The sequence below is a fragment of the Fulvivirga sp. M361 genome, assembly GCF_007097395.1.
GTDB lineage: Bacteria > Bacteroidota > Bacteroidia > Cytophagales > Cyclobacteriaceae > Fulvivirga.
Window position 1 is genome coordinate 22,859 of record NZ_VKDC01000044.1, and the last position, 24,758, is coordinate 47,616.

The following is a 24,758-nucleotide window of genomic DNA, read 5'->3' on the forward strand; positions in this document are numbered from 1 at the left end:
GAGTGTTGTTTAATACGCAGTATCAAATGAATCTGTCAAAATGCTAATCCAGCCAGGTAAACTACTTTCCAATATAAATTCGCCGGAGGATCTCAAAAAACTGGATAAAACCCAGTTAGTCCGGTTATGTGATGAACTAAGGCACTACATTATAGATAATGTATCCGTCTACGGAGGGCACTTTGGTGCCAGTTTGGGCGTAGTAGAGCTTACTGTGGCATTACATTACGTTTTTAACACACCTAAAGATCAACTGGTATGGGACGTAGGCCATCAGGCGTATGGTCATAAAATACTTACCGGTCGCAGAGATGATTTTCATACCAACAGGGTATATAAAGGACTATCCGGGTTTCCCAAAAGAAAGGAAAGCGAGTATGACACGTTTGGTGTAGGCCATTCCTCTACTTCCATTTCGGCAGCAGTAGGTATGGCAGTGGCAAGCAAGTATCAAAAAGAAGAAGATAAGCATCATATAGCAGTAATCGGTGATGGGGCCATGACCGGTGGACAGGCCTTTGAAGGAATGAACCATGCCGGGGTATCCAATAGTAACCTGTTGATCATTCTGAACGACAATTGCATGTCGATAGACCCGAATGTAGGTGCATTAAAAGACTATTTGACGGATGTTACCACCTCTCACACCTATAATAAGGCAAAAGATGAGGTATGGAGAATATTGGGTAAATTCAGCAAATTCGGGCCTCATGCCCGAGACGTTATCGCCAGGGTTGAAAATACCATAAAGTCGTTCCTACTCAGCCAGAGTAACATGTTCGAGTCGCTCAACCTTCGGTATTTTGGCCCGGTAGACGGACATGACATCGACCATCTGGTGCATGTATTAGATGACATGAAAGATATAAAAGGTCCGAAGATACTCCACTGTGTAACCGTGAAAGGCAAGGGATACGGTCCTTCTGAAAACGGAAATAAAACTACCTGGCACGCACCCGGTAAGTTTGATAAAGTGACAGGTGAGATCCATAAAAAAGTACAGGACACACCTCAACCACCCAAATACCAGGATGTTTTCGGACATACACTGGTAGAACTGGCAAAAGAAAATGATAAAATAATGGGAGTAACTCCCGCCATGCCTTCTGGCTCTTCTATGAACATTATGATGAAAGAGATGCCGGACAGGGCTTTTGATGTAGGCATTGCTGAACAGCATGCCGTCACATTTTCAGCCGGGCTGGCTACACAAGGTCTGACGCCTTTTTGTAATATCTATAGCACTTTCATGCAGCGTGCCTATGACCAGGTGATCCATGATGTATGCATTCAGGACTTGCCTGTGGTTTTTTGCCTGGACAGAGCCGGGTTTGCAGGTGCAGACGGGCCAACACATCACGGTGCCTATGACCTCGCTTATATGCGGTGTATCCCTAATATGATCGTAGCAGCTCCAATGAACGAACAGGAGTTGCGCAACATGATGTACACCTCGCAGTTACCGCGTAAGGGACAGGCCTTCACCATTCGCTATCCACGCGGACAGGGTGTAATGCCTGACTGGAAGACACCCTTTGAAGAAATAAAAATAGGCCAGGGCCGCATGGTCCATGATGGTGAAGATGTAGCCATCCTCACTATTGGCCACATCGGTAATTATGCGGTTAAAGCATGTGAAAGCCTGGCCGGAGAAGATATCCATCCTGCACTTTTTGATATGCGCTTCGTAAAACCGTTGGATGAAAGCTTGCTGCACAACGTATTCTCCCGATTCAAAAAAGTGATCACCGTCGAAGATGGATGCGTAATGGGTGGTTTTGGTAGTGCTGTATTGGAATTTATGTCAGAAAACAATTATTCAGCACAGGTAAAGCGACTGGGCATCCCGGACAGGATCGTTGAGCATGGTGAACAGATACAGTTACACGCCGAATGTAACTTTGACCCGGCAGGAATTCAACATGCTGTAATACAAATGTTGGAATACGAAAAGGTCTGATCTGCTGATAGCTCGTTTATCGCTTAAACGTAAATTTAAAGTATAGCAGCAGCAGACTCAAAAAACAAATGATGGTATTGGCAATGATCACTGGCCATAGGTTTAGCGATATTCCATAGATCAACCACACGATCGTACTGATGAATACAATGATCATCATGGTCAGGCTCAGGTCACCGACACTTTTGCTTTTCCAGGCTTTATATACTTGTGGAATAAAAGTAATACTGCTCATTATTCCTCCCATGTGTCCGGCTATTTCAATCCAGTTCATATCCATAATTTGAGCCGTAAAGAAGCACATTGTAATACGAAAAATTCTTGCTGTTAACGAATATTATTGTTCAGGCGTAAATTTCGTATCGTATTGTTTAATTCAGCACCATTTCAATTCTGACGAAACAAGGAAGAAACAACCTCCTGATCACCGGACGTAGATCGAATCCATATAAGTTTACTTGATAAAGGTCGCTGACTTACTTAACTGATTTTCTCCAAAACCTATTGTAATCCAAAGGCTGAGGACGCTCTTTGGGCAACTTGGAAAAAAGATTGATCTCTGCACCACCCTGGTGTTGAAAATATTCAAACCTTACAGGGTGGAGGCCTTGTTCTAAATACAAAACCGTTGATTTACTTTTGTAAGTAGAATGCCGCCAATCATGATTGATCATCAATTTGTCATGAATATAAAATTTGATCCCATCATCAGAGGAAATTGAAAAGTAATGATAGCCGCTTTCTTTGGCTTCAAAAAAACCTTCGAAGACACATCCGAATTTTTCTTTCTTTGGCAGGGAGTTTAGGTCGATACGATCAATCATAGCTCCTTGTTTTATCATCTTTAACGTATCGAAATCCGGCAGTTTGTTCCAGTCTCCTTCATAGTAGGTATAATTAAGACCCGGAGCATAGTTCCTCTTTTTTTTGAGGCCTTTTAACTTTTCTCCTTTGCTAAACTCTCCCTCAAACGCAGGACGCAGCTTACTTCTTTTCAGAGGGATTTTGATTTTCAAGGTAGCCGGCTCGGATAGGGTAAGGGAATCCCGAAATACTTCTGACTCGAAGCCTGGCTCTGACCCATCCAAAGTATATTTCATCAGCTTTGTGTCCGATTGCAAAAAGACAGATACTGGCTCCCCGGGAACCACTTCACCACTGTGAGGAATAAATTCTATAGCACTATTTCGAAAATCCTGTGAAATAAATTTTATGCCGTCATAATTTAATTTGTAGGTTACACTATTGTGCGTCTCATCTTCATAGGCCACAGTTTTCCAATCCAGGTCATCAGGAGCATGTTCTTCTAGTACCTTTTCCATCGAGGCAATACCCATGCTTTTGTAAGCATTTCCTTCACGCCCTCCTATAAATAACACTTTTCCACTCTCTATTGCCGGTAATTTCTCCTTTGCCATTTGCACCAATAGTTCATCGCCATACCAAAAAGAGGGATCGCTTACCAGGTAGGCATCAAAATATTCCGGATGCTTTAAGAAAGCATACATCACACAAAACCCTCCAAAGGAATGTCCGGCAAAGGTATTGTAGCCGGAGGTCTTATATTTTTCTTCTATAAAAGGTTTTACTTCCCTGCCTATAAAGTCTATAAACTTATCAGCGTTACCTCCGGTTGGAGTTCCTTCGCTTTTTATAGGCAACATATCCGAATTTCTATCCGGACTTACGATCCCTACGAGGATCGTCCTGGGGGTCATTCCGTTATTTCTTAAAAATTCCAGTAATGACTTACGTTGCTTCATATTCCAGACCGGATCCAACATGTATTGTACATCATAGTTAGTCCATGTATTGTATCCATCGGGCAATGCTACCTGTACTTCACGCTCACTTCCCATGTATTCCGATTTGATGGTAAATGACTCTCCTGGCATATCCTGACCAACCAGATGAAGGTTGATAAATAGCAAGCAAATACAGAGCAGTATTCTTAGACTAGTGTCAAACGGTACATTGGATTTTTTCATAGCGCAAGTTTTGTTATCTGTTTAAGTATTATTCAAGGGCCTGTTCCAACATCATTCTAATTATGAAATGAAGTATGTTCTTTATCACCGTCAAATGCTGGTGCTGTATGGGGACTTAACGCAATACTCATGAAAAACAGTAATAGGGTTGAAGCATTTTTCCCATAAGGCCACAACCTATTTATAAAGTTACATTCTAAATGAAAAAAAGGTGAAAGAACTGGAAAAGACCAGTCAAACGGCTTAACGAACAGAGGTATGTTTTGCGTGGATGATTACACATAAACTGCCCAAATACCAGTTGATTATAGTACTACCCTAACGACAATTCCAACAATTCCTGATAGCACGGCTCACACAAAGCAAGTAAGGGTCTGAGCCTGTCGGGAAAAGGTTCTGTTTTAACTTTATACTTTAAAAACCCTGTCGATTTATGCAAGCTACCGTACCAGTACTTTGCCCATACGCCATCTTCAGGACGCGGGCCGGCTTTCCATGCCAGCATGCTTTTGTCGAAAGGAATATCTATGACTTCGCACACCGATTTCAGCAACTTCCCAGGGTCAAGCAATACCTTTTTAGCGTCCAGGATAATGTGTTCAATGTCATGCTTCCGAAAATATTCCAGCAACTCGATATGTAAAGCATAACCTACATCCTCCATAGTAGGCATCTCTATTACTTTCGCAAAGGAAGGCAACATTTCTGAAGGGTCCCTGGTGAGAATGATGTTAACCGTGTCTTTCATAAAGTCACGATCCAGGTCAAGCAAATGATGCGTCATATTCTTAAAGAATACCACAGGTTTAGCATGCTCACCCATCATCATTTCTATGACTTTCCGGCCATCATGTTCCAAGGAAGCCATAATCTCTTCTGCTCCCGGGTGATAATGCCTGGCTTCTGTCGTTCTTAAGTAATGACCATAAAGAGGCTCATCATAAACCTGTGTATCCGGGCGTTGTGCAAATGAATACATTAGTGTAGTAGAAATATTTCTAGGCCCGGACCAAAGGCAAATGCGTTTGTGATTATTTTTTAGCACTGGATTTAACTCGTTTAACTTCCTGCTTTATAAGCTTTTCATAGCGCGTGCTCAATTGCCCAGTTATTTTTCCGCATTTCCCTTTACCAATTTTCCTTCCATCAATTTTTATGACAGGGGTGAGTCCTCCAAAAGAGCCTGTAACAAAGGCCTCATCTGCTCCATAGACATCAAAAAGGGAAAAATTCTTTTCGTGGCACGCTATATTATAACGTTTACATATAGAGATTATCCGTCCCCTGGTGATCCCATTCATACAATACTGACCCGTAGAAGTCCATACTTCCCCATCTTTTACCATAAAGAAATTAGTAGCATTACAAGTAGATACAAATCCATGAATATCAAGCATAAGTGCCTCGTCAGCACCTGCTTCTATGGCTTGCAGCAGAGCCTGAACTTCATGAAGTTTGCTATGGCAGTTCAGGCGGGGGTCGAGGTAATCAGGAGAACCTCTTCGGATGGTGCTGGTAAAAAGCGTAATTCCTTTTTCCTTGGTTTCAATAGCGGCCTGTTTATGTTCTGCTATAATGACGACATTGGGCCCGGATATAGTAAGTCTTGGGTCCTGAGACGGGGTTTTTTTGAAACCCCTGGTCACCATGATACGCACGTGCACATCATCATGCATCTCATTGGCTTTAATGGTTTTCCAAATGTTTTCTGTCAACTCCTCACGCGTAAAGGGGAGTTTGATGCCTATAACACCCGCCGACTGCCAGAGCCTGTCGAGATGCAGGTCCAGAAAAACCAGCACATCATTATGGAGACGTAACGCCTCCCACACTCCGTCTCCTACCAGGTAACCACTATCAAAAACGGAGATCCTGGCCTCATTGCGCGGCAATAGCTCATCATTGATAAAGATCTTGATCCCGGCGTTTCTGTCATCATCTACAGCATTATGAGTTCCATGCATGAATTACTTCTTTTTAAGGTATTGCATTAAGCTTTCAATCAGAAGCCTATAAGGTGCAATTTCCAAAAAATTAACGTACAAGAACAATTTCTTCAGACAGATTTTACTTCCCTTAATAAGGCCTGTTGATTTAATCCCGGATACATCGGCATGGAACAACAAATTCAGTACCAGCATTGGCACCAGTTAATACTATAATTGCGAAAGAGCCCATGAACATTGCTGCCCCTGGTTCTATCCTCCTAAACGACCTGGTTTGAAGACACACATCTTATTTTTTTCAATTCGGTGCAACCTATTGTTGTTTGTTATAGTCTTATCGACTAAATATCAAGTATTAACATGGTCAAAAACTTTATCAAAACTGCCTTCAGGAGCCTGGTGAAAAATGGTCTCCTTTCTTTTATCAATATTTTTGGTCTGTCGCTCGCCATCGGTTGTACCCTGGTGGTTTATATTTTTGTGGACTTTGCTTTTAGCCAGGATGATTTTCATGAAAACCGTGAGCATATTTTCTTATTGAACAACGTAGTATCTCGCGACGGTAAGGAGCAGGTTTGGGGTGATTCCCCGGCTCCCATCGGTGAAATGATGGAGTCGGATTTTCCACAGATAGAGTATAGTGTTAGATTAGATGGCCGTGGTGCAGTAATGAAATATGAAGATAAAGTATTCAAAGAGTATGTTCGGTTTGCAGACCCGGAATTCCTCAATATGTTCACATTTCCACTGGAAACGGGCACAAAAGATGCGCTGAATAGTCTGTCCAGGGTGATCATAAGCAAATCTATAGCTGAAAAATACTTTGGCGATCTTAACCCGATAGATGAACAAATTGTGCTTGTGATCAATGGCCGGAAAGAGTCATTTACTATCGGGGGAGTAGCAAAGCCTTTTCCTAAAACAGCCAGTTTCCGTTTTGACCTGTTACTAAACTTTGATAAAAAACTTAGTTTCTACCCTAAAGAAAGTACGGAGGACTGGACCAAATTCATTGGTGCTACCTTTATTAAGCTTCACAGACCGGAAGATATAAACGCGATAAGCTCGGGCATGGATAAGTACGTAAAACTACAAAATGCCGCTGACGAAGACTGGCCAGCAAATGCCTACATTTTTGAGCCTCTGACTACGTTATCACAAAATTCTTATAAAATTCGAGGGGATATATCGGGCGGCGATGATCCTGTTGGCCGTATTGTATTGCTCACCATTGCTGCTTTTATGATGTCTTTGGCATGTTTCAACTATATGAACATCTCCATTTCATCGTCTACCAAAAGATTAAAAGAGATAGGGGTAAGAAAAGTAATTGGAGGTACAAAACGGCAGTTGGTACTACAATTTATTGGTGAAAACCTCATCATTTGTTTCTTCGCTCTGGCGCTAGGTGCTGTTTGGGCACGCACCTTATTTGCCCCCTGGTTTGATTCACAGTTTTCCATTGGCCTGGAATTGGACTTTTATCAAAATATCAGGGCCTGGGGGTTTTTAATTGGTTTGCTGCTCGTAGCAGGAGTTGCATCAGGGGCTTACCCCGCTTTTTATATTGCCTCCTTCAAACCGGTCAATATATTCAGAGGAAGGCAGAAGTTTGGAAAGAAAAATGTTTTCACCAAGGTATTTTTAACCATTCAGTTTATTCTATCTCTCGTTACTATTGTATTTGGAGTAGCCATAATTCAGAACACGGAATATCAGAAAGGGCGTGATTGGGGATATGATCAGCAACAAACACTTGTAGTACCGGTAGCCGATGAAAAAGGATACACCGCATTGAAAAATGACTTATTGCTACATCCCGACATCACACAAATGGCCGGTTCTGCCAATCATATTGGTAAATCCGTGGGGTTAAGTGTAATAGACCTCAATGACACTAAGTATGAGATAAGGCATATAGGTGTGGGTTATGGATACCTCGAAACACTGGACTTGCGTTTGAAACAAGGCCGATTTTTTGATGACAAGCTATTGACCGACCAGGATGGCAGTGTTGTGATCAACCAGACATTCGCAACGGACATGGGCTGGGATAACCCACTTGGCCGGTACTTTGATGTGGACAGCCTGACCTATCAGGTGGTTGGTGTGGTAGAAGATTTCCATTATCACAACTTCTTTGATGAGATTGAACCTACCTTCTTTAAAATGGCCAAAGAAGAGAAATTCAAGTTCTTATCCTTACGTATAAGGCAAGGAAAGGCAGCCACTACAGAAGCCCGGGTGAAAGAGCTATGGAAGAAACATGAACCGGACATGCCTTATACCGCTTTTTTTCAGGATGAAGTATTTGACGATTATTTCAACGCTATAAACGGCCATGCCAGGATAATGGGATTTACAGCCATGCTGGCCACCATCTTATCCTGCATGGGTTTATTCGGGCTGGTATCGCTCAATGTGATGGCCCGAATCAAGGAATTCAGCATTAGAAAAGTGCTGGGGGCAGGCATCGCTTCTATTTTCAACTGTATGAATCAGCAATACATACTTCTTATAGCTATTGCCTGCATTATTGGCTTACCTGCAAGCTACTTTTTGCTGAAACTTTTTTTCAACGAAGCCTATAAATATCATATCCCCATTACGGCCACACCATTACTGATCAGTACTGCTTTTCTTCTTCTGATGGCATTAATCACCGTATCTAGTCAGCTTTACAAGGTACTGGTAACTAACCCGGCTGAAACTTTGAAAAATGAATGATCCGTAAGACACAGTATTTTTTACCAGGATGCCTGGACCATCATTCGTCTTTGAGGCATCGTGCCGGGTTAATACTGGCAGCCTTCACAGCTTGAGAACCGACGGTGAGCCAGGCAATAATAAGTGCAATTACTCCTGACAGGATGAAAAACCATAGTTCTAATTCTATTCGAAAGGCAAAACGCTGTAACCAAATGTCGATCAGATAATAGCTTATCGGAAGGGCGAGTATAATGGAGATCAATACCATTTTAGTAAAATCACTGGACATAAGATAAATGATACCCCATGAAGTAGACCCTAATGCCTTTCGAATACCTATCTCTTTCAACCGACGCTCTGCAGTGAAAGCCGCCAAACCAAACAACCCCAAACAAGAAATGATAATGGCAAACCCCGCAAAGTACTGAGACAGGACGGACACACGCTGTTCAGCCGCATAAAGCTTCTGAAAATCTTCATCTAAAAACCTGTATTCAAATGAAAATCCGGCGTTGTATTCTTCATAAAAATCCTTCAGGCGATCAAGCGTCTGTTTCTCCTGCCCCCCCTCTATCCGTGCCATTATATTCCAGGTTTGGTTAGGCCTTAATCTAAAGAACAAGGGTTTCACCTCGTCATGCAAGGATTCAAAATGAAAGTCTTTGACGACGCCTACTATTTCATAATCATACTCTCCCCAAAGCTTAACTGTTCTGCCAACAGGGTCTTCTTCAAATCCCATGATCTTTATCGCTGTTTCGTTGAGTATAATTTTCGAACTATCTGCCTTGAAATCATCTGAAAATGAACGCCCTTCCTTAATTTCCATACTTAAGGTTTCCAGAAAACCAGGGCTTACACGGACATGTTCAAAGAGAATAAGGTCATCCGGGTTTTTACCCTCCCAATCCAATCCACTGGTATTATTCTGACGACCGGTAAGGTTATGAGCTATACCACATGCTCTAAGCACACCCGGTATCTGTTCCATTTCATTCAAAAAAGTTTCCAGGTTCTTTTCCACCCTTCCTTCAGAAGCAAAGAAAATGACGTTATCATTGTCATACCCCATGTTTTTATCCTGAACGAACTGTATTTGCTTGAAAATAACGATGACGGCAACAATTAAAATGACCGAAAGCGTGAACTGGAAAATGACAAGGCCTCTTCGTGCCCAAAGTTCACCCACAGAACCTCGTACCTCTCCTTTCAATACTTTTGCAGGCCGGAACCGCGCAAGATATAGTGCAGGATAACTTCCCGCCAACAGACCGGCTACCGTTGTAATACCGATCAGGGATAAGGTCAACCTTAGGTTGGTCAGATCAAGTTGAATTTGCTTTTCAGTAATGATATTGAATTGCGGCAAAATGAGCCATACCAGCAACAATGCTACCAGCAGCGAAATAAATGAGATCAATAATGATTCCGATAAATACTGAAAGATCAGCTCTCCCTGATGAGCGCCAACAGATTTTTTTATGCCCACTTCTTTCGCTCTTCGTGAAGCCTGTGCTGTTGAGAGGTTCATGAAGTTAATACAGGCAATGATCAGTATAAATATAGCTATCGCTCCGAATAATCGTACATACTCAATACGTCCGCCCACTTCTTTCCCATTTTCATAGCGCCCGTAGAGGTAAGCATCTGAGTAAGGCTTCAGGAAAAGTGTAACGTGACTTTCTTCATGATATTTTTTGACAAAATCAGCAATCTTCAGGCTAAACTCCTTGCCATTACTTCCTTCTGAAAGCACTATATAAGTCCTGGGACCATTATTCCCCCATTCCAGCACCCAATCATTATCGTCCTTGTATTCTTCAAAAGACAATGCATAATCAAATTGAATAGATGAATGCTTAGGTGTACCCTTGAAAATGCCTGTAACCTGAAACGTTTTTTCATGTTGATACTCAAGTTGCCGACCCAATACATCTTCAGTGGTATTAAATAACTTCAGCGCCAGCTCTTCTGAAATAACAATACCTGTCTTATCCATAAGTACCTTATCAGCACTACCCTGTAGTAGCTCAAATGAAAAAATGTTGAAAAAATCAGGCCCCACATGAAAGCCCTCGGCCCTTACGTTATGATCGTCAATAGAAAGCGTGACAGGATCCACCCATGTAGTGGTGGCTGCATATTCCACCTCGGTAAATTCCTCTTTTAGTGTTTCAGCCAGGATACCAGGTGTAGAATTAGTGGTCATGATCTCTCCGGCGTATTGCTGGTGCTCCATGACCCGGTACAATCGATCATCCTTTTCATAGAACTTATCCATCTTTAACTCATCATCTACCCATAAGAATATAAAGATAGCGCAGGTGAGGCCGGTAGAAAGACCCACGAGGTTAATGAGAAATGAGTTAGAAAATCGTCTGAAATTCCGGTAGGCGACAAGGATATTGTGTTTAAACATGTTGTTGATTTGAGTTGAGATATGCTAAAGACCTATTATAGATAAATATGTTGCATGGTAATTATGTTACATGAATACTTTCTCTTTTAAAAAAAGTTACAGCTTATGAAAATTATTCCGATCCATATATCAATTCTACATATACATCTGATAAACAGTCACTTATTTTCAGCTTAGTTTCAAAATGGGTTTTAACTATCTGTTTGGGTAAAACAAGGAGGTGGATTAAACTCCTTTTTTGGCCGAATTACTTGTAAATTGTAGTGGATAAACGCTTAAAGCTATGAAACGATCTTTTATCATTAAGTGCCTGTTATTGTATTGTATTCTTCTGGTTGGTGTAAAAGCCCATGCTCAAAAAGTAGGTTTGTTAATGGACAGCTATGTAATGGATAGATGGCAGTCTGACCAAAAATTGTTTTGCGATAAGATAACTGAACTAAACGGCGAATATGTAGTAGAAGTAGCCTACGGAGATGCCAAGGAGCAAACCCGGTTAGCCCAAAAATTAATAGAAGAAGGGGTGAAAGTTTTAGTATTGGTACCGGTAGATGCAAAAGAAGCGGCTAACATCGCTGCCATTTGTAAAAAAGCTAGTGTACCCCTGATATCTTACGATCGCCTTGTGTCTAGTAAAGATGTTTCCCTGTACCTTTCCTATGATAATGAAAAGGTTGGCATATTACAGGCAACTGCCGCCGTGAACGCAGTTCCTAAGGGGAATTTTTTACTTGTAAATGGCCCCGTTTCAGATAACAATGCCATCCTTTTTAGAAGAGGGCAGCTTAAAGTGTTAGACCCTTTAATGAAAAAAGGAAAGGTCAACATATTAAAAGACATAGTACTACAAGACTGGGGTCAATTACCCGCGTTGATGGCAATGACAGAATTCAATTCAGCTAATGACAAAAAAATAGATTGTGTGATTGCTGCTAACGATGCCGTGGCTATTGGTGTGATCTCAGCAATGAACGATCAGGATGAAAGTAAAAATATATTCATTACAGGGCAGGATGCCGACCATGAAGCCCTTATTAACATCATTAAAGGATATCAAAACATGACGGTATATAAACCGATCAAACCTCTGGCTGAATTGGCAGCCCAATGTGCTCTAAAAATGGCCAGGGGAGAAACCGTGGAAAATACCACTTCACTGACCAGCGGAGGAGTGACTGTAAAAGCCATTTTACTAGACCCTGTGAAAGTTGACAAGTCCAATTATAAAAGTACTGTAGTCAAAGACGGTCATATTGAACTATCAGAATTAATGGACCATTAAGCAAAAAAATGTAATAAGCTATTGATAATAAAGATATTGAGCAAATTAATAGTACACCGATCAAACGTATATATCTTTAGAAGATCAATCACCTGCCCCTATAGATAAGAATAAACATACATCTCACTCACAACCTATATTTAGTTAAAGTCGTTGGTAATTATATGCCAAGTAAGACGATGATGTTCAGTGGGTGTGAATGGAGAAACGGCCATGATCCATCATCATTTGACCAATGCCTGAAACCACGAGTTCTTTAATGATTTAAAAGTTTTCTCAGTATTTATGAACAAGTTAAAAATTTACTTCCTGATCATTTTGTATTGGGTGGTAATACTAAATCTGGTTGCCTATTTCGCTTTGGTAAATGTACTGGGCTTCATAGATGTTACAGGATTGAATCTGGATGAATTACAAAATCCGCTGGCTAAATATTGGACTTCCCCCATACAGCTGGTTGAATCAACACTTTTTGGACTGCTGTTCGGGATACTATTTGTAGCAATCAATGAATTATCGGAAAAATTTAAAGTAGAGCGGTTCAGTTTCGGGTACGTTATCCTTTTCAAAAGCCTTATTTATCTGGTTGGTTTTTTTGTTTCATTTGCTTTAGTTTATTTCATTATCGGGGGTGTTGGCGTACTGCCTGAAGGAGCACTTCAGGCAGCGCTTGTGTCTCAGACTTCCCTGAAATTGATATTTTTCTCATTTGTATTCTTATTCGTACAGGTGATCGTGCTCAATTTTTTCGTTCAGACCATCAAAAAATTCGGATATAAGAACATCACCAATTTTTTAATGGGTAAGTACCAAAACCCGGTCATTGAAGACAGGGCTTTTCTATTTATGGATTTAAAATCATCTACCGCCTATGCCGAGACACTGGGTAACATAAAGTATTCAAAACTGATCAAAGATTGTGTTCTTGAAATCAATCAATTAGTAGATAAATTTGACGCTGAAATCTACCAGTATGTTGGAGATGAAGTCGTACTTACCTGGGAAATGGATAAGCTGGAAAATACCTACAAATGCATCGATACGTTCTATACTTTTAAGCACCGCCTGGAAAAAAGGGAGGATTATTACATGAAAAAATATGGAGTAGTGCCCCAATTTAAAGCCGGCCTGCATTGTGGACGTGTTACCGTGGCGGAGATAGGCAATATTAAGCGTGATATTGCCTACCATGGCGATGTGCTTAACACTGCTTCCAGGATACAATCTATTTGCAATGAGTACCAGGAACGGCTGTTGGTATCAGGAGCACTTTTGGGTAAAGCTGGTGATTTGAATGGATATAAAGTTGAATCTATTGGTGATGTACAGCTCAAGGGAAAGCAGAAAATAATTGATGTACATGCTGTAAGAGAAGGCCTGTAGAATGCAAGGTTTCATTTAAACGACCTTCAGATTTTTACTACCTTTAAAGGCTAATTTCAACAATACACTCTTCTTAGTATAAACCTTTAACAGCATATCAAATGAAAGGCCGATTTGCTTACTACTTTATACCCGTTTTTATCATTATCTATTTTGCAATCAGCTTTTATCCTATTATTAGAATGACAAATGCAGAGGTCATTCCTTTCTTTTCCTTTAAGCTATATTCCAAAATTCCCAATGGATTTGAGCGATACGATGTTGCATTCAACCTGGGAGAAAAAGACGAGCATTTCTTATTATATCAAAATACCCATCTGAATGGGCTCCAGTGGCGGCGTTATGCTGCCGAGTTAAGGCAAATTACCAACGCATACGAAAACAATATGACCGTGAAATTAGATAAGCTTGAAGATGCTTTTCCAAAAAACCAGACTGCCACACTGGTGCGATTTAAAGGTGATTATATTGAGGCTGTCAGAGACAGAAAGTACCAGTTGGAGGTGGTAGAACAACTGAGGTAATGCTTACGGTTATCCATTCATTTTGGCAACGGACCATTGTTAACGGTGAGTCCTTTCTGGTAAAAGAAGGGCAAAAAAAGTTCAAGCGGGCAAAGTCAATTGTTGGCATCTATTATTTTATCATCTTTTGTATTGCTCTTCAATGCTTTGGAATAAATCATCTCACCCCCGACTGGAAAGTGTTACGTGATTCGGAATCATTATTTTCTCCTCTTTGGACGGTTAGATGGCTGGTCTATCTTGATTGGGAATTAGCCATTCGCCTTGTGCTACTCTTCTTTTTTTCTGCCTCACTTTTAAACCTGATATTTTGGCAGCGTTATCGTTTAGTAAGGGTCCTCGTTTTTCTATCTCACCTGTTTTATCTTTCACTGATATCATCCTTTGGGAAAATAGACCACTTCATGCATATGATGGTGCTATCTTCTTTTATGCTCATTTTTCTACCGAACCTGAAGCAAGGTGCCCTTGAAAACCCCACGCCGTTTTTACGGGTATTTTTTGGGAACCAACTTCTTATACTTCTTTCGTATTCTTCATCAGGTCTTTTCAAGCTATATGGTATCCTGGACCAGGAGTTAAGAGGCTTGAATTCAGCCCTTTCCCCTACAGCTTTCGGGCAAAACATTGCTAAAACCAGTTTTGCTTCAAACCAGGAGTTTTTCTTTAGTTCATTTATCCTTGAAAATCCCGGTTTCGTTTTTTCTGTCCTGCTCGTACTGGGTTATCTTATAGAGTTTCTATCAGCGTACATCGCCTTTAAGCCAAAGGTTCATCGTACCTGGGGTTTAAGCCTGATACTACTGCACAGTGGAATTTTAATGACAGTGGGCCCCGATTTCACACATCAGATACTTGTAGTGGGATTATTCATATTTTTTAGCCCATTCAACCTAAACAAACATAGCGTTTGGGGTGACTTTATTACCATTTTCAATGGTATCAGGAATACATTCAATAAAGTACCATCACCTTATAAAAAAGTAACCGTGTTTTATGATGGAGAATGTTTGCTCTGCCATCGTTTTATCCGTTACTTCTCCATGTTTGACCTACCCGATGAATTTAGTGTTGCTCCACAATCCGGAGAGGCTTTTAATACGTTTTTAACAAAGTACCCTGCTTTAGAAAAAGTGGATTCGATAATGGTATTGGAAATACGAAACGATGGCACCGAGATCATCCGGATTAAATCAGGTGCCGTTTTATGGATTGTAGGTCAGTTAAAATGGATATTCAGGATATTATGGCTTTTCTATGCTATTTCACCACTTTTTGCAGACATGGTTTATGACCTATTCGCTAAACACAGGAAGTAAAACGTTTACAAAGACCAATGCGTTCACTTATCTGGAAACACCTCTTTACCTACCGAAATTTTATAGATTCTGCTAAGACCATTTTCATAACGATTGATTTCATCCATAAATGCTGTCAACGACCTAAAACTATCTACATTACGGATAGCACTCCTTCTACTGGTAAAATACAATGTCATGGTGCTCGTGTCAAGGAAGGGGCAATAGTCCATGTACTTTGAATTTATTCCTTCACCCAAATTTCGGGCTACGCTCCAGTCTTGATTCTCATCCCTGAAGCTGATGTACAGATCACCACTGCCCAATCCATCTTCTCTGTTATAACCACTAAAAATAAGATAGGACTCATCGGACGAAACATAGGCATTAAATTCGTACCCTTCCGTATTTATAGCTTCACCCATGGGTATTGGCGATGTATATTCTGACCCATTCCAGGTACTTAAAAAAATATCATCCTTACCTTTCGCCGCTGGTGCGTCAGAGGTAAAGTATAAGTTATTATTGCTGGCCAATGTTGGATAAAATTCATTATACTCGGAATTAACCGGCCATCCAAGGTTCACAGGCACTCCCCAATCTGCTTTGTCATTGTCGCGTACCACATACCAGATATCAAAATCTTTCACAGCGGAATCGACCGTTGTGACCGGTCGGTTAGATACAAAATAAAGTCGAAGGCCATCGGGTAATAAGAACGGTTCCAGGTCTTTGTATTTTCCTGAAAAGGACACTATTTCCGGCATTGTCCAATCCCCAGCGTTTTTTGTGATCCTTGCCAGAACAGATATTTCCTCTAATGGACTTTGCACTGTGATATAGCCTTCTTTTCCCGTAGCAGAAAGCGTAAAATCCCTGACTTTGGGAAACCCCTTCAGTATTTCAATAGCTGGTTCCACAGAAGTATACTGCTGCCCTTGAACGGCCAGGATCGAAGTAATAAAAATGACAAGGAAAAAATTACTTTTCATACAGATTATACGGCACACGTGATAAGATAGCTCTTTGAAGTAATCCGTAAAACGAAGTATTTCCATAGTGCTTCCCAACCAGTAGCCGGTCTGACCCTCCGTTTTTCCAGTATCTGTCCTATTCAAATCTTACGAAAAACCACAAATGAAACTATCCCGATCGTAAAAAACACAGCTCCCATGCCTCCCAACAATACTCCTAAAAACCATCGCTCCATGAATGTATTAACGAGTGTATTGTAAGGGTTTTCGGGATGAACGAACATTTCCACTTCCTCCCCCAGGTGATAACTGGGAGGGTCGGAAGAAGTACTTGAATAATAATATAGCGTATCACCATTAACTACATATTCAAATGTAGGCTGATAAGGGTCTTCTACCACAGTGGCTGTAACCGTTATACCTATGTTGGCCAATTCCTGGTTAGTGACCATATCATTAATAGCAATAGAAAGCATTACAATCCCTACAAGTGAGAATATCACGCCTACCATTTTTGATGCTCCCTTACCTGAACTTTTTGTTGATCTTTTACCTGAAGTTTTTAATCGCGCTGATTTGGAGCGGCGGACATATTCATGGTCTTCAATGTCATCATCAATTAATTCTACGAGCTTTTGGGCATCTTTTAATCCCAGGTTAAAATTATCGCTGACATATTTAATGGCCTCGATTTTTTTATCCTTAACAAGTAGCGCACGAACGTGTTGTTTTTCTTGATCTGTAACTGCCATATTTCAATATAGTTATATTTTTGAAATTGGCGAATTAACCATCTATTTGGTATAAATTTACTTTTTAAAGAATGTGCTATTAGAGCTTCAAAAATGGGCGGAGTTCATCTTCCGGTTTACACCAAAAGATAATTTAAACCCTTTATTAAACTACTCCACCCATTTAGCACATTTCACGGACTTACTTTGTGACCGTAATGATTCATTTTATACAACGAAACCCTGTATTTTTCTCTTTCTACTTATAATTTACAACAAATTCATGTTTAAACTCATATTGATTTAAAAGAATGACAACCAGATTTTCCAAAGGTTTCTTCTCTTTATTATTATCGCCTCTTACTAATAAACACTATTTGATCCACATTAATTCTGTTGGGAAAAAGCCAGGAATTAGTTAAACTTCGTCACATTCAAAAAAACCTGTTCATGCGTATAATTCTAATTTCGTTATTGTTGTTTCCGTTTATCGTTCAGGCACAGGTATCAGGAGTAGAAAAGAAAATTATCAAATCTGTTGACAAACACAATGCCGCTGCTGAAGCCTTGCTTAAGCATGTAGTAAATATGAATAGTGGTTCTATGAACTTTGAGGGGGTAAAGCGCGTGGGTAGGGTGTTCAAAGAAAAATTTGATGAATTGGGGTTCAACACTACCTGGGTCGACGGCAAAGCATTCAACCGGGCAGGGCATTTGGTAGCCGTACATAAAGGTAAAGATGATGCTTTAAAGCTTTTATTGATCGGTCATCTGGATACCGTTTTTGAGCCGGAAAGTCCTAACCAGGAATATACAATGGTCAACGACACCATAATGAAAGGACCTGGTGTAGTAGATATGAAAGGAGGTGACGTAATCATACTTCATGCTGTACAAGCACTCAAAGACGCCGGAGTATTGGATAAACTCACCATAGAGGTGGTAATGACGGGTGATGAAGAAAAAAGCGGCAGTCCGATACACCTGTCCAAACAGGCCATTACAGCAGCAGCCAAACGAGCAGATATAGCCCTGGGGTTTGAAAACGGGGACAGCAATTTCCGCACAGCAGTAATTTCCCGTAGAGGTTCTACCCGTTGGCAATTGAAAGTAACAGGGGAAGCAGCACATTCGTCGCAAATATTTTCAGAAAAAATTGGTGCCGGAGCAATTTATGAGGCCTCACGCATCCTGACGGAGTTTTATAAGCAGCTATCCTCTGAAAAATACCTTACTTTCAATCCGGGATTAATGTTGGCAGGGTCCTCTGTGGAATATACTCATGGCAGTGACGGAGGTAGCGCCGGTGGAAAAAACAATGTAGTTGCTAAAGATGCCCTGGTCACGGGAGACATTCGCGCTGTCTCTCCTGAACAGTTAGAACGCGCCAAAAAGGTCATGCAAAACATAGTGGCCAAAAACTATCCTAAAACTTCCGCTATTTTGACGTTTAGCGAATCCGGATATCCACCCTTGGCACCTTCTGAAGGCAATAAAAAACTACTGGAAATTTACAGTAAAACCAGTGAAGATCTGGGCTTTGGAAAGGTAACGCCGGTACATCCTATTAACGCTGGCGCTGCTGATGTTTCATTTACCTCCGGATTAGTAGAAGCAGCCATGGATGGCATTGGCTTAAGTGGAGGAAAAGATCACACCATCGATGAGTTTGGCGAATTACATCGACTACCCGTGCTTACAAAAAGAGCAGCTGTTTTTATGTATCGCCTGACTTTGACAAAATAATACCCTGCTGTACATGTCCGGACTAACTAACGGTCAATTTGTACGTTTTGTATTCAATGTCAATATCCTTGTATCATTTTGCTGCTATCCAATACCGTTGTAATCAATACAACACCATCTTTCGCCGTTCCACCGTAAATAGCAGTTGCTGAAGCAGGTCTTAAAAAATGAATGGTCTTAATTGCTTCTTTTGACAGATGCGCAGGTAAAACCGCAAAGACTTTACCATCCACTACATAAAGCGGATTCTGTTCCAAATTTACCAAGCTGGTATCCTGTCTGTTTTGTATCCATGAATTACCTTCTTTGAGACGCTGCTCAATGACCTGATGTAAGCTGTCAGGTGCTACTTGTGCATGAATACTTTCATGGCAAAACATGATCCAAATGGCTGCAATTGCTAGGATACGGTGTATGGGGCGAGTCATTTTTCTTATTTCTTTTCCATGGAACAGCAGAAAATAATCCTGAGTTCTATGTGACAATAAGAAATAGCTAAAAGATGATCGAAGCTACTTGAAGTGATAAAGAAAAATAAGCGTGGCGGTATATGCAGGCTTTGGATTATCCTTTATTTCCAGGGTAATGTCGAGCTGGGCTTTGGTTATGCCTCGTAAATTCATTAAAGTATTCAAGTATGCCTTAAGCCTTACCTGGCTGCCAACTTTGACGGGTTGATTGAATTTTAATTTTTCAATACCGTAGTTGATCATCATTTTCAGGTTACGGATTTCAGCAATCTGTTTCCAAAGATAAGGTGCAATGGAAAGGGTAAGGTAGCCATGCGCAATGGTGCCTCCAAAAGGACCCTCTTTGGCTTTTTCTTCATCCAGATGTATCCATTGATGGTCCAGCGTTGCATCTGCAAATGTCGCCACCTGGTTTTGAGTAATCTCCAACCAGTCTGATACACCCAGTTCCTGGCCCAGGTATTTTTCAAATTCTTCGTAGCTTCCTATGATGAGTTGGGGCATGTGTGTTGTTTTGCCCGGGAAGTTAGCTATTTTCCAAAAATAACCAGATTGAGTAAGGTAAAATATGAAACGATTAAAGGTACTATCTCAGTTTGCGTTCCCAATCTGCCGCTATACGCTCCTTTTTGATCCTTTTTTGCGTCTCCTCTTCTTGCAATATCGCTGCCAAAGGGGCTTTACTTGTAAAATGCCACCCTCCACAATGATCACACTGATATACATTGGTCGGGCCATTATTTTCACCATGATGAAAATGAATATGGTGCTGTATTAAAGCTTCTTCAGACTGTTCCCGGGATACGTAAGCTCTTTTATGTGAAGGACATGACATGACCACAAAAATAATATACTTGTAGACATAACTTTAATCTGAAACTCGTTGTTCAGTATATCGATGATTTCCAAGGCCCGGGTTTTATCTTTTAAAAGAAACAACTAATGAAGTGCCGGAAAAAATAAATGATATTTTTGTCCCTGGGAATGTGCATGGAAGCTAAGCTGCGATGAGTACTACATTACAATTTTTGGGAGCCACTAAACAAGTCACCGGTAGTAAATTTCTATTGGAAACCCATGGTTTAAGAATACTTGTAGACTGTGGTATGGATATGGAACAACGTGATGATGAACTATCACAATCTTTTCATTTTAACCCCAAAAGTATTGATGTACTGCTACTCACCCATGCCCACATTGATCACAGCGGGTTGATCCCTCTTTTAGTGAAAGAAGGTTTCGAAGGGCAAATCTATTGCACTTATGCTACTTACCATTTGACTGAAATACTCCTTTTTGATATCGCCAGGATCAACCTCAAGAAGGCCAAAAGCAGAAAAAAACGGTTTAGAATTGATTTTTACGGGCCACGTGAAGTAGAAGATTGCCTGGACTACTTTCAACCTATAGATGTGGAACAGAAAACGGCCCTTAATCAGGAGGTGTCCTTTTATTTTCGAACCGCAGGGCATCTGCTAGGAGCTGCACATATCGTGGTGGAAGCAGGTGAAAAAACCATTGTTTTCTCCGGTGACGTTGGTCGTTCAAATTATCCTCTGCTTAAAAACCCGGTCCCCGTACCGGTAGCTGACTATATAATCTGCGAAACCACTTATGGCATGCGGGTGCATCAGGATAAAAACCCCGAGAAGATAATAGGAAAAATCATCCATGACTCCTGCGTTGCTGTGCCAGGACGCCTTATCATACCATCGTTCAGCGTCGGACGTACACAAACCTTACTCTATATATTACATAAACTTCAGGTTGCCGGCAATTTACCTCCTATCAAAATTTTTACGGACAGCCCTTTAGCCAGGAAGAGTACACATGTGTACCAGGATTTTGCAGCGTACCTCAATTCCAAAGCGCGCCATTTCCAGGACGAACAAGGGTCATTGTTTAATTTTGACAATCTCTTTTACATGGATGATATGAACAGTGCCGAAGAAATTGACAACTACAACGAACCCTGCATTATTATCACATCATCGGGTATGGTGAAAGGTGGGAAATCTGAAGACCATGTATTCAGAAACCTCAAGAACAGCTACTGCACGCTTCTTTTCATCGGGTACTGTTCGGAGGGTACCCTGGGCCGGCAATTGATGGATGGTGTAAAAACTTTTCGTCGTAACGGACAGATATACAATGTAAGTGCAAGAGTACTTAGCACAGATGTACTAAGTGGACATGGTGACTTCAACAACCTCATGGACTTCTTCAAAACACAGGACAAGCAACGCTTACAAAAGGTTTTCTTAGTACATGGAGATGAAGATGCCATGCAAAATTTCAAAGAATCGCTTGAACACCAAGGCGTTAATAAGGTTATTATTCCTGAATTCGGAGAACGGATCAGCTTAAGTGCTTAACTTGGTCATAAACAAAATGGTAGATGTATATCAAAAGGTGCGATAGGTTAATTTGATGGATCGCAGTCACACAGCTTTAGAAAACGTATTTTTGTTAAAAGATAATTAGATAGCCCGTTTTCTTTCCTTCTTACTTAGCACCAATTGTTTAAATTACACACTTGAAATAGTAATCAACCTATTAACATATTACCCTCATTATGAAAGAAATGAAACTCGCGTTAGATTGGACCCCTAATACTAACCACACGGGTTTTTATGTAGCCCGGTCCAAAGGCATGTACAGAAATCATGGCATTGATCTGGAAATTATATCACCGGAAGAAGACGACTATTCCGTTACCCCGGTGAAAAAACTTGAGTTGGGGCAGGTGGATTTTGCCATCGCTCCTTCCGAAAGTGTTATCAGCTTAAACACAAAAGCCCGTCCGGCAGCAGCCAGAGCTATAGCTGCCATTTTTGAAGAAGATCTCAGCGCCATTGTAGCACTGTCATCCAGCGGCATAGAAAGACCTGCCGATCTGGATGGCAAAATTTACGCCTCTTATCAAGCCCGGTATGAAGATACCATAGTAAAGCATATGATCATTAATGATGGCGGTAAGGGCGATGTTAACATTGATTATCCAAAGAAACTTGGCATTTGGGATACATTGCTGGCAAAGAAAGCAGATGCCACCTGGATCTTTCTGAACTGGGAAGGTATAGAAGCCAAAGGTAAAGGAGTGTCACTGAATAAATTCAAAATGGATGATTTCAATATCCCTTATGGATACTCGCCTGTAATAGTAGCGTTAGACGAAAACATTAAAGGACAAGAGAAAGATATACGAAATTTCTTAAAGGCAACTAAAGAAGGTTTTCTCTATGCGAAAGAACATCCTGAACAGTCTTCCAGTATATTAAGCCCATATATTTCCAAAAGAGACCTGGACAATATTGACTTGATGGCCAGCCAAAAATATACGTCCAGGCATTATGGTGGAAGTAGCACATGGGGTGTTATGCGTAAAGAACGTATCGTTCAGTTCTGCCAATGGCTTAACAAAAATCAGTTAGAGACTTCGGAAATCCCAATGAATGAACTATTTACCAATGACTTATTAGAAAACTAAGTGAACCTAATGATCATTTTAAGTTCACATAAAATGAGGTGAGCACAAATACCCGATGATCTATCTTTCCGTACAGATCACCCGAACGCAGTTGCAGGTCCATCTGCAGCTTAAGTTTACGGGTCCATAGTTTACCTGCTCCCACTGAAACCCTATTTTCAAGGCTATCACCACCCTCATCCGGAAATGCGGTTACTAATTCGTTAGCGGTAATAAAATAATACTCGCCAATATCCAGTTTTTCTCCACTAAACGGACGGTCCATTGACAAACGATATCGGATGCGGTATTCAAAAAACTCATTCCCCCAGCGTTGTTCCGTCTGTAACCTGCTGGCCAGGCGTGATGCCGTACGTAAATGGACATAACTAAGCTGTTGTATCAACCGGTTTTCGTAAAGCCCTTTCCCTTCGAAAGGTTCTCTCCTGCGATGACGATAGCCAAGAGATAAAGACAATCGCTGATTTACGCGCCGGGATATGTACTGCGTAACCTCCAGGAAGTTGGAGAAAAACTGAATACCATCACCTGCGTCATTTCGATCGTAAAAACCATTACGACCCGTAAGCGTAGTATTCATATGCCATTGATCGTTGATCTTATAACTAATAGGGACGCCCATCTCCCAATGAGCCACCAGGTCACCCGATTGGGCTTGTAAAGATTGAAAGAACAGCCCTAAAATACCAGCTAACAGAACCCGACGTATCAATACAATAAATTATCTTGAGCTCGGTTAATAATACGTCTTTTGGACAAAAAACGACCTTTTTGATCAAAAAGGTATTCTTCACTATACCAGCTTTTTTCCTTGAGGACATCTATCTCCAGTTCATAAAAAACAGGACCTTCCCACTTCTCACTCAATACCTGGTCCAATGTATTATAAGGGCTGGCGCCTTCATGACGGTATTGTTGCTGGCATTTTATGATATCAAATGATTTGAATTTAGAGGCCAAATAACTTTCCAGACTGTCGCGAACTGATTCGGGCATGTATGTATATTTTTGAGTGATCTCTATATCTTCCAGAATGCCTGTAGTACTAAACTCCACACTAAATCTTCTACCCCTGTACAGGAATTTTGCCTCATATGAGGTCCTGGTACCATCCGTTTCCTGGAAGTAACGTAATTTTCTCCACTTGGGAATAAAAGCTTCCATGGCCTTCATAGCTGTCTGAGGCATCTCATCAGGAGAAATTCTTCTTTCGCTTTCTCTCTTTTCCTGAGCAGCCAATGAAAAGGCCAGGCAGCACATAAGAAGTAAGATAAAAGCTTTCATATCTCTAGGCTCTCGTTAATTGTGTAATCAATGTTTTATGCTGCGGATACTCTTTCACAAGGGCCTTTCTTCCGGCCATTTCAAAGTCTTGGAAATCGAAGCCCGGAGCTACTGTACAGCCTGCCAGTGCAAAACCTTCTTCTTGCTCCACTCTTGAAGCAAACCAACAACCGGCAGGCACAACGGCCTGTAGTACCTCACCCTCTTTGATATTTCTTCCCAGCTTGATCACCCGAAGCAAAGCATCCGGATAAATAACATATACTGACAAGTCCGTGCCGTCATAAAAGTGCCACATTTCATCCGACTTGATCCTGTGAAAAGCAGAAAAATGCCCATGCTGCAAAAGATAATAAATACCGGTGCATACGTTCCGAGGTCCCTCAAACGAAGCTAATTCCACCGTATCGTTTCCCCTGTACGTCTCTTTATAAAAACCGCCCTCCGGATGTGGAATCAAATTCAGGTGATCTACATAATCCTGAGGGCCGGGAACTTGATCATCTTTAGGCATAATTATCATCTGTAAATCAACCATTTATTCAATAAAAATA

At 41.0% G+C, this 24,758-nt stretch carries 22 protein-coding genes; 9 read left to right on the plus strand and 13 right to left on the minus strand.

Annotated elements, in window-relative coordinates; all coding sequences use genetic code 11:
• Positions 1–40 precede the first annotated feature (40 nt).
• Positions 41–1,960, plus strand: coding sequence for a 1-deoxy-D-xylulose-5-phosphate synthase (gene dxs / locus FNH22_RS28165; protein ID WP_143401865.1), 1,920 nt, complete (start codon positions 41–43; stop codon positions 1,958–1,960).
• A gap of 16 nt (positions 1,961–1,976) precedes the next feature.
• Here the strand turns inward: dxs and FNH22_RS28170 are convergent, their stop codons facing one another.
• From FNH22_RS28170 to FNH22_RS28185, 4 genes are all read right to left on the minus strand, one after another.
• Complete coding sequence (locus FNH22_RS28170) at positions 1,977–2,234, minus strand: SemiSWEET family sugar transporter (protein WP_185154458.1); 258 nt, start codon at positions 2,232–2,234, stop codon at positions 1,977–1,979.
• A 202-nt stretch (positions 2,235–2,436) separates the two neighbouring features.
• Positions 2,437–3,948 (minus strand): PA14 domain-containing protein, encoded by a 1,512-nt coding sequence (locus FNH22_RS28175; protein ID WP_143401867.1) that lies wholly within the window; start codon positions 3,946–3,948, stop codon positions 2,437–2,439.
• A gap of 313 nt (positions 3,949–4,261) precedes the next feature.
• On the minus strand, positions 4,262–4,993 hold the full coding sequence (locus FNH22_RS28180; RefSeq protein WP_143401868.1) for a sulfotransferase family protein: 732 nt from the start codon (positions 4,991–4,993) through the stop codon (positions 4,262–4,264).
• Positions 4,980–5,912: an aminotransferase class IV gene (locus tag FNH22_RS28185; RefSeq protein ID WP_143401869.1), complete on the minus strand. Its 933-nt coding sequence runs from the start codon at positions 5,910–5,912 to the stop codon at positions 4,980–4,982. The genes FNH22_RS28180 and FNH22_RS28185 overlap by 14 nt, the downstream gene beginning before the upstream one ends.
• 342 nt (positions 5,913–6,254) lie before the next feature.
• Between FNH22_RS28185 and FNH22_RS28190 the strand changes: the two genes are divergently transcribed.
• On the plus strand, positions 6,255–8,621 hold the full coding sequence (locus FNH22_RS28190) for an ABC transporter permease (RefSeq protein WP_143401870.1): 2,367 nt from the start codon (positions 6,255–6,257) through the stop codon (positions 8,619–8,621).
• A gap of 40 nt (positions 8,622–8,661) precedes the next feature.
• Here FNH22_RS28190 and FNH22_RS28195 read toward each other — a convergent pair whose 3' ends face one another.
• Positions 8,662–11,022, minus strand: a complete 2,361-nt coding sequence (locus FNH22_RS28195; RefSeq protein WP_143401871.1) for an ABC transporter permease — start codon at positions 11,020–11,022, stop codon at positions 8,662–8,664.
• A 283-nt stretch (positions 11,023–11,305) separates the two neighbouring features.
• On the opposite strand from FNH22_RS28195, the gene FNH22_RS28200 reads away from it, so the two are divergent.
• The 4 genes from FNH22_RS28200 to FNH22_RS28215 all read left to right on the plus strand — a co-directional run bounded on the left by FNH22_RS28200 (position 11,306) and on the right by FNH22_RS28215 (position 15,530).
• Entirely contained in the window at positions 11,306–12,304 is a 999-nt protein-coding gene (locus FNH22_RS28200; protein WP_143401872.1) for a substrate-binding domain-containing protein, read from the plus strand.
• A gap of 285 nt (positions 12,305–12,589) precedes the next feature.
• A complete protein-coding gene (locus FNH22_RS28205) occupies positions 12,590–13,687 on the plus strand; it encodes an adenylate/guanylate cyclase domain-containing protein (RefSeq protein WP_143401873.1) in 1,098 nt (365 codons plus the stop codon).
• A gap of 101 nt (positions 13,688–13,788) precedes the next feature.
• Positions 13,789–14,211, plus strand: coding sequence for a hypothetical protein (locus tag FNH22_RS28210; RefSeq protein ID WP_143401874.1), 423 nt, complete (start codon positions 13,789–13,791; stop codon positions 14,209–14,211).
• A complete protein-coding gene (locus FNH22_RS28215; RefSeq protein ID WP_143401875.1) occupies positions 14,211–15,530 on the plus strand; it encodes a thiol-disulfide oxidoreductase DCC family protein in 1,320 nt (439 codons plus the stop codon). The genes FNH22_RS28210 and FNH22_RS28215 overlap by 1 nt, the downstream gene beginning before the upstream one ends.
• Before the next feature lie 23 nt (positions 15,531–15,553).
• Here the strand turns inward: FNH22_RS28215 and FNH22_RS28220 are convergent, their stop codons facing one another.
• Together FNH22_RS28220 and FNH22_RS28225 are read right to left on the minus strand one after the other, a co-directional pair.
• Positions 15,554–16,501 carry a PD40 domain-containing protein gene (locus tag FNH22_RS28220; protein WP_185154459.1) on the minus strand — a complete coding sequence of 316 codons (948 nt, stop codon included), beginning with the start codon at positions 16,499–16,501 and terminating at the stop codon, positions 15,554–15,556.
• A gap of 122 nt (positions 16,502–16,623) precedes the next feature.
• Positions 16,624–17,235 (minus strand): DUF3592 domain-containing protein, encoded by a 612-nt coding sequence (locus FNH22_RS28225; RefSeq protein ID WP_143401877.1) that lies wholly within the window; start codon positions 17,233–17,235, stop codon positions 16,624–16,626.
• A gap of 429 nt (positions 17,236–17,664) precedes the next feature.
• Here FNH22_RS28225 and FNH22_RS28230 point away from each other — a divergent pair, with 429 nt between their 5' ends.
• Positions 17,665–18,960: a M20/M25/M40 family metallo-hydrolase gene (locus FNH22_RS28230; protein WP_143401878.1), complete on the plus strand. Its 1,296-nt coding sequence runs from the start codon at positions 17,665–17,667 to the stop codon at positions 18,958–18,960.
• Positions 18,961–19,019: 59 nt separating this feature from the next.
• Here FNH22_RS28230 and FNH22_RS28235 read toward each other — a convergent pair whose 3' ends face one another.
• The 3 genes from FNH22_RS28235 to FNH22_RS28245 all read right to left on the minus strand — a co-directional run bounded on the left by FNH22_RS28235 (position 19,020) and on the right by FNH22_RS28245 (position 20,265).
• Complete coding sequence (locus tag FNH22_RS28235) at positions 19,020–19,445, minus strand: hypothetical protein (protein ID WP_143401879.1); 426 nt, start codon at positions 19,443–19,445, stop codon at positions 19,020–19,022.
• Positions 19,446–19,472: 27 nt separating this feature from the next.
• A complete protein-coding gene (locus FNH22_RS28240; protein WP_143401880.1) occupies positions 19,473–19,934 on the minus strand; it encodes a MaoC family dehydratase in 462 nt (153 codons plus the stop codon).
• Positions 19,935–20,016: 82 nt separating this feature from the next.
• Positions 20,017–20,265: a hypothetical protein gene (locus tag FNH22_RS28245; protein ID WP_143401881.1), complete on the minus strand. Its 249-nt coding sequence runs from the start codon at positions 20,263–20,265 to the stop codon at positions 20,017–20,019.
• 172 nt (positions 20,266–20,437) lie between these two features.
• On the opposite strand from FNH22_RS28245, the gene FNH22_RS28250 reads away from it, so the two are divergent.
• Together FNH22_RS28250 and FNH22_RS28255 are read left to right on the plus strand one after the other, a co-directional pair.
• On the plus strand, positions 20,438–21,805 hold the full coding sequence (locus tag FNH22_RS28250) for an MBL fold metallo-hydrolase (RefSeq protein ID WP_143401882.1): 1,368 nt from the start codon (positions 20,438–20,440) through the stop codon (positions 21,803–21,805).
• Between the two features lie 200 nt (positions 21,806–22,005).
• Positions 22,006–22,920, plus strand: coding sequence for an ABC transporter substrate-binding protein (locus FNH22_RS28255; RefSeq protein WP_143401883.1), 915 nt, complete (start codon positions 22,006–22,008; stop codon positions 22,918–22,920).
• 13 nt (positions 22,921–22,933) lie between these two features.
• On the opposite strand, the gene FNH22_RS28260 is transcribed toward FNH22_RS28255, so the two are convergent.
• The 3 genes from FNH22_RS28260 to FNH22_RS28270 are packed head-to-tail and all read right to left on the minus strand — an operon-like array spanning position 22,934 to position 24,718.
• Positions 22,934–23,632 carry a DUF2490 domain-containing protein gene (locus FNH22_RS28260; RefSeq protein ID WP_143401884.1) on the minus strand — a complete coding sequence of 233 codons (699 nt, stop codon included), beginning with the start codon at positions 23,630–23,632 and terminating at the stop codon, positions 22,934–22,936.
• On the minus strand, positions 23,629–24,204 hold the full coding sequence (locus FNH22_RS28265; RefSeq protein ID WP_143401885.1) for a hypothetical protein: 576 nt from the start codon (positions 24,202–24,204) through the stop codon (positions 23,629–23,631). The genes FNH22_RS28260 and FNH22_RS28265 overlap by 4 nt, the downstream gene beginning before the upstream one ends.
• Before the next feature lie 4 nt (positions 24,205–24,208).
• Positions 24,209–24,718, minus strand: a complete 510-nt coding sequence (locus FNH22_RS28270; RefSeq protein ID WP_143401886.1) for a cupin domain-containing protein — start codon at positions 24,716–24,718, stop codon at positions 24,209–24,211.
• Positions 24,719–24,758 lie beyond the last annotated feature (40 nt).